Source organism: Zhurongbacter thermophilus (genome assembly GCF_026184435.1).
GTDB lineage: Bacteria > Coprothermobacterota > Coprothermobacteria > Coprothermobacterales > JAADFF01 > JAADFF01.
Map to the genome: position 1 here is coordinate 326,190 of NZ_CP046447.1, position 12,003 is coordinate 338,192.

A 12,003-nucleotide genomic window follows, 5' to 3' on the forward strand; every position below is an offset into this window, starting at 1 on the left:
GAAGCTATGCTTCCCCCTTTTTCTTTTGCAAAATTATTTGGTATAACAAAATAGGAGGTGATGATATGAATAGCTTCAACCTCTATAATAACCAGCAGATGATGGCACAGCAGGTGGTTCTTCAGGTAAAAGTCTATTTGCATAGTCTTGGTAATGTGTTGCAAAATTATGTGTCAGAGGAGAGTGGAGCTAAGATACTTGCTGATATCATCAGTTACGGAGATGAACATGGCTGGTTTGATGTTAGAAAAATAGCGAAAAAGATGCTTGAAATGCATTTTGAAGAGAGTGTTGTCAATGAGATTCTGAAGGAAACCGAAAAGGAGTTTAAAAAGGCATGGGCTCCTATGAGAAAAGGTGCACTTATAGGTCTTCTCTTTATATTTGGTGGTCTTTTTCTGGGCGGTTTCTTTATTCTCACCGATACATTGGGAGGCTTAGGTGTTTGGGTGATACTAATAGGTATGATATTGGGCATGTATTTTATTGTGAAGGGTCGTGCAGAGATTCGTGAGAAGTTTGGTGATTTATAATAATATTAGGTAGCATTTGCTATCTATATAAGGAGGTGATCCCTATGGGATTTTGGGACAAAGTTAAGCAGGTTGTAGAGAAAGGTGGAGAAGCGGCATCTATTGCTGCTAAAAAGGCATCTATCCTTGCAGAGATCAAGAAGATAGAGTTTGATATCGGTAGCCTTAAGAAGGAGATTGCTAAACTTGAAAAAGAGAAAGAAAATGCCATTAAACTAATTCAGAAAGCCATTAGAGATCTTAAGGCAGAACTCGGTGAGAAGATATACGATCTATATCTTGAGGGGAAAACAGAATTTACAGAGATTTTAGAGGAGTATAAGGCGAAAATCGAGGAGAAAGAGCAAGAGATTGTTAAAACAGAAGAGGAATACAAGCAAAAGGTTGCTGAGGTTGAAGAGAAGATAGCACAGAAGCAGAAGGAAATAGAATTGAAAAAAGAGGAAATAGCTGCACTTGATGCTGGCAAAGAGGGAGAAATCTCGACATCTACTGAACCTGTTCAGGAAGTTACAGAAATTTCTTCTGAAGCTGTGTCTGATATACAAGAACAGCCATCTGTAGCAGAGGAACCTATGGTAGAGGAAGTAAAAGAGTCTGCAGAAAAAACAGAAGCTGAAGAAAAGAAAGAAGAAGGTAGTGATTTGTTCTAATAAATCATTTTTGGGAGGGGAAAGAACCCTCCCACTTTCCACCAACTACTTTATCTTTTTCCTTCTTGGCGATATACATAAGAGCGTCTGCCAGCTTGATAATTTTTTCTAGCTTGGCTTTCACTCCCCTGCGTTTAAATACTGCTCCTATGCTTGCGGAGATAAGATTGTTTCTAACAGATAGTCTTATACGTTCGGCCACCCGCAGACCATTTTCCATTGTTGTATCAGATGCTATGACAACAAATTCGTCTCCTCCATATCTGATGAGAATATCATTGCCTCTGAGACTGTTTTGTATTTTCTGGACGGTGTTTTTGAGAATTTCGTCTCCTTTTTCGTGGCCCATTGAGTCGTTGACCTTTTTAAACCCATCAAGATCTATCATTAATAAGGTATATTGTGAGTTTTCATCTTCTATGTAGTCTCTTATAAGTTCCAAAAATTGTCTGTTGTATGCTCCCGTTAATGGATCTGTTATTGAACCTTTTAAATCTTCCCATTTTTTCAATGCAAGACTAAAAAGTTCGAGTATGTCTTCTATCTCATGGCTATATACATAGCCTGGAATATATCCTATATGAACATAAAATATGTTGTCTCTACCTGGAATTTCCAATTTTATTTGGGGTGGAGAGGTATCTCCTTTTCTTATTAGAGGAGCAGGAGAGAGAGCCTGTTTTCCCCGAATAAGTATTGAGAATCCTTTAACCCCTTGAAAGTGTCTGTGTAAAAATTCTTCGAGTATATGAATAATATCTTCAGGTGTTGTAGTGTTGCCTAGTTCTTTGACAAATTCTTTGAATATACTGTGCCTTTTTTCATAGAGTTGTTTTGATTGGGCTACATGTTTGAGAACATCAAGTTCGTTATTTAATATGGATATCTGCGATCTCATGCTATCGATTGTGGCATTTTTTTCATCTATTAAGGTAAGCAAATATTCTATCGATTTATAAAGTAGTGTGAGTATGGCCATAATAGGTAGGTATACAAAAATGATGCTAAGAATAGCAGAGCCTGTTTGGTATGCTACAAATGCTATAGGGATAACAGCAAGTAGAGCTGATAAAATAGCGGCTTTAGCAACTTGGGATGGTAATTCTTTTAGAGAATGCTTACTATTGATTTTCACTGTTCAACTCCTCTTGTATCTGTTCTAAAAAATATTCTACAACCTTTAACCTTTCTATTGCCAGTTTGTAACCCGCTTCTGTATACATCAAGTGGGGTAGTTTGACGATTTTTTCATAAAAGTGTTTAATGTCATCTTCTATGGCTCTGCCACAGTCATGTTTAAATACCCTTGCGATACCTATAGCACCAAGGGCGTCTAGTTTATCGGCATCGCTGAGAATTTTTCCCTCGATAGTTTGGGGAGTTCTGCCTTTAGAGAATCTATGATTGTATATAGCATCATAGACTATTTTTATAATCTTGTCTGGAATATTCCATAGGTAGAGCAGCCTCTTTGCTATATTGGCAGATACCTCAGCATGATCTTGTTCTGTGATTTCTTCTATCGGACGTCCTATATCGTGTAGGATTGCTGATAGTTTAATGGCAAAGAGATTGCCACCTTCTTTTGTCCATATCAATGTGGCGTTGCGAAGCACTCTTTTAACATGACCTATATCGTGATTTCCACTATCTAAGAAGGCATGAGCTACTTTCCATGCCTCGTTTATTATTTCTTCTTCTGTCACAACCCATCACTCCCGTGCGTATATGTATGTGAAAAATTATAACAAGGAGGTAGGAATTATGAAGAAGCGATTCAACATGCGTGCATTCACAACATTCATGATGGCCTGGTCGTTTGTATTTCTATTTATATCAGGTATTGTTCTATTTATTGCACCTTCAGGTAGGGTAGCCAATTGGTCACAGTGGACATTTTTAGGACTTGATAAAGATGCTTGGGAAGCTGTTCATGTTATATGGGCTATTGTATTTACAATTGCTACTGTGTTTCACTTAAAGTATAACTGGGCTATTTTTAAGTCGTATTTTGTGAACTGGGCTAGAGAAGTAAGGGGGGTAAGGTTACGCGAGGTTGGTGTAGCTACTATTCTATCCGTTGCCATATTTATCGGAGCTGCTGTGTCATTTGCCCCGTTTGCCTATATTATGAATACCTCTGAATATTTTAAGGATGTATGGGAGGAAAAGAGCCCTATTCTCCAACTGGAACCTGATAAAATGACCCTTTCTGAGCTTGCAGAGCATTTTGGTGTGTCGGAAACTGCTATCAATAATTACTTGAAGGGACAGCTGGGACTTGAGCCGATGAATGCAACAGAAACACTTGAGGATTATAAGCACAGAATGGAAGAAGAAGGTTATATTACAGATGAGGAAAAGATGGGAACATGGGATATTTACTATGCGTTAAGAGACCACTTTCAGAGTGTGGAGTCGGAAGGTAGTGAAGGAACATCGGTCATAAAAGGACAAGGATATGGTAGGTATACAGTATCAGAGCTTGCTGAAAAAGAGGGTATTGATGTGGATAAGGCTGTAGAGAACCTTCAAAATTATGTTGGTGGCACTATAGACATAGATAAGGATACACGTATAAGGGATATTATGGATGCTACTGGGCTTGATGCAGAGTCTATTATATCCATCATGAAGACAGGTAAGACAGAGTAGAAGTGATAAGTTCTTAATGGAAAAGGCCGACCTGTGGGGGCAGGTCGGCCTTTGTTTTATTCAGGTATCTGGCTTTCATTAGCGAAAAAGTGCCAATACACTCTGTGGGGCTGTATTGGCCTGTGCGAGCATGGCAGTTGCTGTCTGCTGTAGTATTTGGTCTCTTGTAGCATACAGCTGCTCTTTGGCCATATCAGCGTTGTAGATTCTGTTCCAAGATGCCTCAACATTGACCTGGGCAATCATGAGAGTTTCTTCCTTGGCCTGAAGTCTGGAGCTAAGTGCACCGATACCAGCTAGCCACTCGGATGTGTTTCTGATAGCAGCATCGACTCTCTGCAGTAGCTCATTGGCAGATGCATTAACGTTAGTAGAGTTGGCATAGCTTGTTGTAACTCCTGCTGCATCTTTCACGCCAAGGTAGGCATATACCATTCCTACGGTAATGGCAGAAGAGGCATTGATAAGGCCACTGTCTGAGCTATATACGCTTGCAGTTGCAGCCTTGCTGGTGTCATCGGCTTTGGTGAATACAACACCTAAGTTATCGGCTTTTGTGGTCCAATTTGCCCAGTTTTCTTCTGTATTGTTGATGGCTACACTGGTTCCGCCGCCAATGTCAACTGTGTTAGTGTCTGTGTTGAATAAAACCTTGTAGCTTCTCTGCCATGTTGTTGTTTCACCAGAGTCAGCTCCACTCTGGAAGTGGAAAGTAGTAGATGCTAAATTGTCTGCTGCTGGAGGAGTAGAGTTGTCAAGAAGTCCTAAATCGTTCCAACGGGTTTCATGAGCGATACGCACAATCTCATGGAGATACTCTTTTACCTGCTGTGCAATAGCAAGACGTTCCTCAGTTCCCATGGTGTCATTTGCTGCCTGTGAAATTTTGTCACGAATGTCAAGTAATAGATCTTTAATCTTGGTAATACCACCTTCTGCAACGGAGAGCATGTTCTTAGCATCGGCGATGTTGTCAAGTGCTACACCAAGTCCTCTACTGCGGGCCTTGAGCTTGATGGCAATACGATAACCTGCGGGATCATCTGCTGCCTTAGTGATACGCACACCAGTTGCCAAACGCAACTGTCTCAATGCTAGGTCATTATTGACCAGCTTTAGGCTGTTGAGGGCATTCATTGCCCCAATGTTGGTTCTGATCCTTGTCAGATCAGCCAGTGCCATGCGCGACACCTCCTTCCATGGTTTTCGTTTTCGAGGGGCATCCATTCCCCTCAATCGTTATATCGGAAGAAGTCACGAAAAATTTACCCCTTTTCTAAATGACTTAGATATATATGCCGATGATAATATATGAATAGGATGTTAGGAGGTGCGTGTGGGTGGGATGGTTTGAATATATTTATGAAATTGATTGGCAAGAAGACGGGGTTCCATATATTGCCCCTTTTGATATAGATACATTAAAGGCATATGGTATAGAAGCTGATTTAGATAAACAGGCATGGAAAGAATGGTTGTCCAAATGGAGGAGCCATGCAGCACAGAGTAGAAAAGATATTTTTACCAAGCGTAATCAGCGATTTTTATATTTTATAGATGGGCGAAAGAAGATTTATAGCAAAGTGCTTTTAAAAGGCGGTGTTGTGGGAGTTTTTGTAGAGGTATTGGCTGGTACTGTGGAATGGTCCTTACAAAGAGGGATACAGGTGATGTTTGATACTGGGTCTCCGCCACGTGGTCGCAGATACTTTATTGTTGTTGATGATATAAAAGAAAATGTAGATGAGGAACTTCCAGATAAGATAGTATTACTTCCCGGTGAAATGGAGTTTCAGGTTGTTTATATTGATGGTGAGGAGCATATAGATGATACGATATTGCAGCTTATGGTTGAATTAGAGAAGGAAGAAATAAAAGATATAGCAAATAAGGTAGCAGGTGATGATGTGGCGATTATTTGGGATGGTAGTCTTATGGCCCTTGGTGAAGAATATATATATAGCAATGTGCCCCTTGTAGGATTTAACCGGTATATGGCCATGAGATATATGCCCAGAGATGTAGAGAGTATCTATGATATTCTTTATGATTTAGATGTTGCCGAAAGAACTCCCTTGTTTGGTATAACGGGCTTTCACGAACACCTATCCCTGGTTTCTTCTTATATTCGTTTGATAAAACCTGAAGAAGAGCAACCTGCTACCATTAGAGGCATCGCACTATTTGAAACTCTTCACAATAGTGACAACATTCCCGCTACGCTAACGGAGCTCTATGATTTCTTAGCTCTTATGCTTCCCCGCCTTTCGACATCAGCCCCGTTTGGTCAGGGAACGGAAACCCTGTTTCCTCTACTTGCAGCACAGGGTAATCTGGTTCACTATTTTATACCGCGTGAATATGTGGCGTATCTTATTACCAAGGAAGTTATGAATACCCGACAGAAAAAAGATTAGTTATAATATCATCCTATAAACAAATGGCAAAAAGGTGGTGAGGACATTGGCTATCCTCAAGGTTGTTGATGTAGATAAATGTATTGGATGTATGTCGTGTATGCAGGCGTGTGCTCGTTTTCGGTATCAAAGCTTTTCGCTCTATAGGGCTGCCCTTCAGGTAAAGACAAGGGGAGGTATTTCCAGTGGTTTTCAGGTAAACACATGCCTTGGATGTACTGAACCTATGTGTGCTGAGGCATGTCCTACAGAGGCACTGATTCCCCGTAAAGGAGGAGGAGTGGTATTTAGACAGAATCTCTGTATCGGATGTGGGGAATGTGAAAAGGCATGTCCTGTTGATGCTATTCGCATGGATCCACAGTGGCATATTCCTATAGTATGTGTACAGTGTGGTATATGTACACAGTATTGTCCTCATGAAGTGATACAAATGGTAGAAGAGGTGGTCCCACATGTGGATAAATGATGTACGAGTACTTCATATAGATTTGACAAATCGTAAGGTAAGACTGGAACATAGACCAGATCTCAAGGATTGGATTGGAGGCACTGGTGCTGCCAGCAAGTTATTTGAAGAATTGCAAGGACATGAAATACCTGCAGGGGATGATAAGTCTCCTATTATATTTGCAACAGGTCCACTTAATGGGGTACTTCCACTTATGACAAAGGTAGTATCTATTTATCGTTCACCATATACAGGTGACTGGGGAGAATCTCATGCTGGTGGTCGCCTTGGCATGGTAATGGCGTATGCGGGTATAGACCTTTTGGTTATAACTGGTAAATCAGAAAGACCGGTATATCTTGTGATAGGTCCGCACTCTGTTGAATTTAAAGATGCAAGACATTTATGGGGGCTTGATGTATTCACAACAGGAAGACTTATTAGACTTCATGAAAAACGTGCTAGTGGAAGAAGAAGTATTCTTAGGATAGGACCTGCTGCCGAAAGAGGTGTGAAATTTGCCGGTGTTAATGTTGATACCTTTAGACACTTTGGTAGATTAGGCCTTGGCACCCTTATGGGTATGAAAAATCTTAAGGCCATTGTCGTTGTTGGCGATGATTCTACCCATTTTGGTGTTAATCCTGAGTATACAAAGTTTTATAAGGAAATATATGATCTTGTAGTAGGTTCTGACCTACTGCACAAATATCATGATCTGGGGACTCCCCAGAATGTGTTGCCACTAAATAGTATTAAGTCTCTACCCACCAAGAATATGCAGAAAACCCAGTTTGAGTACGCTGAAAATATTAGTGGAGAATACTTTGCCGATAATCTTCTTGTGAGAAAGATTGCATGTTCTGGTTGTCAGGTTGGTTGTATACATGTGGGACTTTTAAGGGAACAATTTGGTCCTGAGCATGAATATAAGTACACTCAAGTTTCTTATGATCACGAACTTATATTTGCACTTGGTAGTATGCTTGAAACAAAGACGGCGGAAGAGGTTTTGAAACTCATTGACCAAGTGGAGAGATTGGGCCTTGATGCTATATCCTCTGGTGTAGCCCTTGCATGGACAACAGAGGCCCTTGAGAGGGGTATTATTTCCGAAAAGGATACAGGTATAAAACTTCAGTGGGGTGATACCGAGCGCTATCTGGAGGCCCTTCAGATGCTTGCCTATAGGGTTAATGACTTCTGGCATCTTCTTGGCGAGGGAACAATGGCAGCTGCTCGTGAGTATGGTGGAGAGGACTTTGCAGCGGTACTGGGTCAAGAGATGGCTGGTTATGCTACAGGTCCTGTTTATTATGTATCTCAGGCTATGGGGGTAAGGCATTCCCATCTTGATACAGCAGGCTATTCGTTTGATCAAAAGGCTACCGAGTATACACCAGAAGCTGCACTGGAATATATCATTAGCGAAGATAGAAGAAGAGTGGTGCTAACTTCCCTTGTATCTTGTCTCTTTGCCAGAGGGCTTTACACATGGGATAGGGTGAAAAAGGGACTTTCTATTATTGGTTATGAAAAGCAAGCTGAAGAGGCAGAGGAGATTGGTGATGAAATAAGGAGACTCAGGTGGAAACTAAAGGTGGCTATGGGATATGATCCTGATAATGTCAAGATTCCCAAACGGTACTTTGAAACAGAGACATTTAGAGGTAAACCTGATCCTGAGTTTACAAATAAGCTTATAAAGATGTATGCATCACATATCAAAGAGCTTATAAAATAAGGGGGCTTTATGCCCCCTTACTTTATTCTTCTACTTCCTCGGTAAGTTCTATTTCTGCCAGTGTTGTTGCAAGCATGTTTAGAGAGTTTGCTATTTCACTGACTACCGTGACATAGTCTTCAAGGTCTCTAAGACCCCTTATGCTACCAGATTCACCGGCAATTTTATAGGTCATCTCGGTAAACTCACTCATGCTGAGCAAGATACGAGATAATGCTCCGATACTTTCTTTAATATTCTCTCTTGTTTTGTCCATATAGACACCTCCTTATGCTTTCATATCTAAAATATATCCCATAAGCTCGTCTGCTGTCTTAATGAGTTTGATGCCCATCTTGGTATATGTTGTGTTTTGCAGAAGATTAGGCATATCGCCGGTCAATGATGGATGCTCAGATATTTTGTATGTAAAGGCCCTTACGCCGTATGGTGTTTCTTTGTAGGTAGTCTCAAGTGCTTTGGCATCTTTGGTGCTCGCGTTGGCAATGTTGTGTGCTGTGTTTCTCAGTGCTACCAGACCACTTTGGATATTTGATAGGCCAATGCGCTCTATCATATCTACCACCCCCTTTATATTCATTATATATATCGGCAGATGGTAAGGTTATAATTTAAGTAAACGACAGCAGGAGGTGCGAGCGGTGTATTTTCAAGAGTTAATACTAAAACTGGAAAGTTATTGGGTGGGCAAAGGATGTCACCTATGGCAACCATATGATATCGAGGTCGGGGCAGGCACAATGAACCCTGCTACATTTCTCTGGGTGCTCGGACCAGAACCGTGGAATGTGGTATATGTAGAGCCATCACGTAGACCAGCAGATGGCAGATATGGTGAGAATCCTAATAGGCTATTTATGCACCATCAGCTTCAGGTTATTATGAAGCCTTCTCCCGATAATATACAAGAGCTATATCTCGGTTCTCTAAAGGAATTAGGACTTGACCTGAAAAAGCATGATATTCGTTTTGTAGAAGATAACTGGGAATCTCCAACACTGGGTGCTTGGGGTATAGGATGGGAAGTGTGGCTTGATGGTATGGAAATCACACAGTTTACATACTTCCAACAGAGTGGTGGTAAGACACTGGACCTTATACCTGTTGAGATTACTTACGGCCTTGAGCGTATTGCCATGTATCTTCAGGGAGTAGAGAATGTGTTTGATCTTGAGTGGGCTCCCGGTATTACATATGGTGATCTCAGAAAGCGTGAGGAATATGAACAGTCTGTATATGCCTTTGAGAAGGCGGATGTCCCCAAACTCCGTAAGTGGTTTGAGGAATTTGAAGAGGAGGCCCACAGGCTTATTGATGAAGGACTGGTATATCCTGCATATGACTATATTCTTAAATGCTCCCATGTGTTTAATCTCCTTGATGCCCGAGGAGCGCTGGGATATAATGAGCGTTTTAATCTTATCCTTCGCATGAGGTCTATGGCAAGGAGTATATCTGACAGGTGGCTCGAGATGAGAGAAGAACTGGGATATCCACTGCTGAAAAAAGAGGTGAAGAGCGGTGCGTGATGTGATATTTGAACTGGGCACGGAGGAGATGCCCCATACTTACATACTTGGTGCAATAAAGCAGATTGAAGACAAACTACCTTCTTTGCTTGAGGAAAATGGCATTGTGTATGAGGGTTTTCGCATATACGCAACACCAAGAAGGTTGGCTATATATCTAAAGGGTGTAGATGAGAGACAGGCTATAGTTGAAGAGGAAGTGAAAGGTCCACCTGTAGCTGTGGCATATAAAGATGGACAGCCTACAAAGGCGCTGGAGGGTTTTCTGAAGAAAAATGATGCCACTTTAGATGATGTTTTTACGAAAAAAGAGGGTAAGAAGGAATACATATATATCAGGGTTAGAAAAGGTGGTGCCGAGACCAAAGATATATTACCTTCCATATTTGTAGAACTGGTATCTTCACTGAGATTTCCCAAGATGATGAAGTGGGGAGAAGGTAAATATGAGTTCGGTCGTCCTGTTAGGTGGATTGTTGCCCTGTATGGCGATGAGGTGCTGCCTATTTCCATGTTCGGTCTTCAGGCTGATAGGTATTCCCGCGGTCTAAGAGTATTTTCTGGTGATGTAAAAATAGACAGGGCCGAGGATTATGCCCTCCTGCTTGAAGAAGAGGGTATTGTCATACCCAATCCAGATATTAGAAAAGATATTATTAGACAAAGTGTTGTAGACAAGGCAAGTAGTGTCGGTGGGGTGCCGGAGATAGATGAGGACCTTCTTGATGAGGTTAACTATCTTGTTGAGTATCCATCTCCATTTGTGGGCAAAATAGAGGAAGAGTTTCTAAAGTTGCCTGAGGTTGTTGTTATCACCGTTATGAAGCATCATCAGAGGTATTTCCCTGTCAGGGATAAAGAGAGTAGGCTTTTGCCTTATTTCATAGGTGTGCGTAATGGTCCTTCTGAAGACATGGATAATGTTGTAAAGGGCAATGAACGTGTTATAAGGGCTCGTCTGTACGATGCTGTATTCTTTTTTGAAGAAGATAAGAAAAGACCTCTCCAGTCTTGGCGTGATGACACAGCCACAATACCGTTCTTTGAGGATATGGGCTCGTACCTTGATAAGTCAGAGCGTGTCAAAGCCCTTGTTGATACCGATGTGAGGAAGCAGATAGCACATCTCATGTATGCAGACCTACCTACCAATATGGTGAGGGAGTTTACAGAACTTCATGGCTATATGGGTAAAGAATATTATAAAGACAAGGATAGCCATGTTGCCCAAGGTATTTTAGATACCATATTCCCACTGTATGGAGAAATGCCGCAGACTGAAGATGGAGCATATGTAGGTCTTATGGATAGATTGGATACACTGGCTGTTGCCGCTATAAAAGGTATTAAGGTTAGAGGTGGTGGCGATATCTTTGGTATTAGAAGGGCCGGTATGGGTATTATTACACTTCTTGACAGATACTTTCCATATCTTGTCTGGCGAGATGTGGCTATGAAAGCTGCCCGTCAGGCTGTGGAGTTTTTTGGTAAAGGAGACATAGAAAAGATTTATAAGTACATGACAGATATTGTTTCCGGTAGATTTAGAGGTTACTTTGATGATGTATCTTATGAAGCATTGGCTGCAGCAAGAGATGGGTGGGAGACAAGACCATTTGGGTCTATTCATACTATAGCCCGTGTGCTTGATAGTATTCTTAAAGAAGATAAGGCTAAGCTGGAAAAGGTTGCATTTGGGCACAAGCGTATTAGAAACATTCTTAAAGGTATTAAAAATCTTTCTACGGATATTACCCCTGAAGGCGAATGGGAAGAAAAATTGTACGCCAAGGCTGTGGACATATCTGATGCTTTAGGTGCCTTGGATTTTTATAAAGAAGATGATGTACGAAAGGCTATAGATATGCTAATAGAGCTTGCAGATGTTTTAGATAGATTCTTTGAGGAGGTTCTTGTCAATCACGAAGATGAAGAGATTAGAAAGAGAAGACAGGCTCTTTTGAAGTTGACAGGTGATGTATTTGAGAGGGTGGCGCGGTTTGATAAACTGGGACTCTAAA

At 41.1% G+C, this 12,003-nt stretch carries 13 protein-coding genes; 8 read left to right on the plus strand and 5 right to left on the minus strand.

Translation table 11 applies throughout. From position 1 onward, the window contains the following. Positions 1-65 precede the first annotated feature (65 nt). On the plus strand, positions 66-533 hold the full coding sequence (locus GM182_RS01410) for a hypothetical protein (protein ID WP_449186819.1): 468 nt from the start codon (positions 66-68) through the stop codon (positions 531-533). 44 nt (positions 534-577) lie between these two features. Next, positions 578-1,186, plus strand: coding sequence for a hypothetical protein (locus tag GM182_RS01415; RefSeq protein ID WP_449186820.1), 609 nt, complete (start codon positions 578-580; stop codon positions 1,184-1,186). A gap of 4 nt (positions 1,187-1,190) precedes the next feature. Here GM182_RS01415 and GM182_RS01420 read toward each other — a convergent pair whose 3' ends face one another. Continuing rightward, positions 1,191-2,321 (minus strand): GGDEF domain-containing protein, encoded by a 1,131-nt coding sequence (locus tag GM182_RS01420; RefSeq protein ID WP_449186821.1) that lies wholly within the window; start codon positions 2,319-2,321, stop codon positions 1,191-1,193. Further along, entirely contained in the window at positions 2,308-2,892 is a 585-nt protein-coding gene (locus tag GM182_RS01425; protein WP_449186822.1) for an HD domain-containing protein, read from the minus strand. The genes GM182_RS01420 and GM182_RS01425 overlap by 14 nt, the downstream gene beginning before the upstream one ends. A 58-nt stretch (positions 2,893-2,950) precedes the next feature. Here GM182_RS01425 and GM182_RS01430 point away from each other — a divergent pair, with 58 nt between their 5' ends. Continuing rightward, the gene (locus GM182_RS01430; protein ID WP_449186823.1) at positions 2,951-3,841 is read left to right on the plus strand and encodes a DUF4405 domain-containing protein; all 891 of its coding nucleotides are present in this window, start codon (positions 2,951-2,953) and stop codon (positions 3,839-3,841) included. A 78-nt stretch (positions 3,842-3,919) separates the two neighbouring features. Here the strand turns inward: GM182_RS01430 and GM182_RS01435 are convergent, their stop codons facing one another. Next, complete coding sequence (locus tag GM182_RS01435) at positions 3,920-5,023, minus strand: flagellin N-terminal helical domain-containing protein (protein ID WP_449186824.1); 1,104 nt, start codon at positions 5,021-5,023, stop codon at positions 3,920-3,922. A gap of 158 nt (positions 5,024-5,181) precedes the next feature. On the opposite strand from GM182_RS01435, the gene GM182_RS01440 reads away from it, so the two are divergent. From GM182_RS01440 to GM182_RS01450, 3 genes are read left to right on the plus strand one after another with little or no spacing between them, the layout of a single operon-like run. Next, positions 5,182-6,258 carry a hypothetical protein gene (locus GM182_RS01440; protein WP_449186825.1) on the plus strand — a complete coding sequence of 359 codons (1,077 nt, stop codon included), beginning with the start codon at positions 5,182-5,184 and terminating at the stop codon, positions 6,256-6,258. 46 nt (positions 6,259-6,304) lie between these two features. Next, a complete protein-coding gene (locus tag GM182_RS01445; protein ID WP_449186826.1) occupies positions 6,305-6,727 on the plus strand; it encodes a 4Fe-4S binding protein in 423 nt (140 codons plus the stop codon). Next, a complete protein-coding gene (locus GM182_RS01450; RefSeq protein ID WP_449186827.1) occupies positions 6,714-8,453 on the plus strand; it encodes an aldehyde ferredoxin oxidoreductase N-terminal domain-containing protein in 1,740 nt (579 codons plus the stop codon). The genes GM182_RS01445 and GM182_RS01450 overlap by 14 nt, the downstream gene beginning before the upstream one ends. A gap of 22 nt (positions 8,454-8,475) precedes the next feature. Here the strand turns inward: GM182_RS01450 and GM182_RS01455 are convergent, their stop codons facing one another. Continuing rightward, the gene (locus GM182_RS01455) at positions 8,476-8,709 is read right to left on the minus strand and encodes a hypothetical protein (protein ID WP_449186828.1); all 234 of its coding nucleotides are present in this window, start codon (positions 8,707-8,709) and stop codon (positions 8,476-8,478) included. 12 nt (positions 8,710-8,721) lie between these two features. Next, positions 8,722-9,009 carry a hypothetical protein gene (locus tag GM182_RS01460; protein WP_449186829.1) on the minus strand — a complete coding sequence of 96 codons (288 nt, stop codon included), beginning with the start codon at positions 9,007-9,009 and terminating at the stop codon, positions 8,722-8,724. Between the two features lie 85 nt (positions 9,010-9,094). Here GM182_RS01460 and glyQ point away from each other — a divergent pair, with 85 nt between their 5' ends. Further along, a complete protein-coding gene (gene glyQ / locus GM182_RS01465; protein ID WP_449186830.1) occupies positions 9,095-9,982 on the plus strand; it encodes a glycine--tRNA ligase subunit alpha in 888 nt (295 codons plus the stop codon). Next, complete coding sequence (glyS, locus tag GM182_RS01470) at positions 9,975-12,002, plus strand: glycine--tRNA ligase subunit beta (protein ID WP_449186831.1); 2,028 nt, start codon at positions 9,975-9,977, stop codon at positions 12,000-12,002. The genes glyQ and glyS overlap by 8 nt, the downstream gene beginning before the upstream one ends. Position 12,003: the final 1 nt, after the last annotated feature.

What these genes read in the sequence shown, in the direction of transcription:
- GM182_RS01410 (WP_449186819.1), top strand. Translation starts at nt 66, where the DNA reads ATGAATAGCTTCAACCTCTATAATAACCAGCAGATGATGGCACAGCAG.
- GM182_RS01415 (WP_449186820.1), top strand. Translation starts at nt 578, where the DNA reads ATGGGATTTTGGGACAAAGTTAAGCAGGTTGTAGAGAAAGGTGGAGAA.
- GM182_RS01430 (WP_449186823.1), top strand. Translation starts at nt 2,951, where the DNA reads ATGAAGAAGCGATTCAACATGCGTGCATTCACAACATTCATGATGGCC.
- GM182_RS01435 (WP_449186824.1), bottom strand. Translation starts at nt 5,023, where the DNA reads ATGGCACTGGCTGATCTGACAAGGATCAGAACCAACATTGGGGCAATG.
- GM182_RS01450 (WP_449186827.1), top strand. Translation starts at nt 6,714, where the DNA reads ATGTGGATAAATGATGTACGAGTACTTCATATAGATTTGACAAATCGT.
- GM182_RS01455 (WP_449186828.1), bottom strand. Translation starts at nt 8,709, where the DNA reads ATGGACAAAACAAGAGAGAATATTAAAGAAAGTATCGGAGCATTATCT.
- GM182_RS01460 (WP_449186829.1), bottom strand. Translation starts at nt 9,009, where the DNA reads ATGATAGAGCGCATTGGCCTATCAAATATCCAAAGTGGTCTGGTAGCA.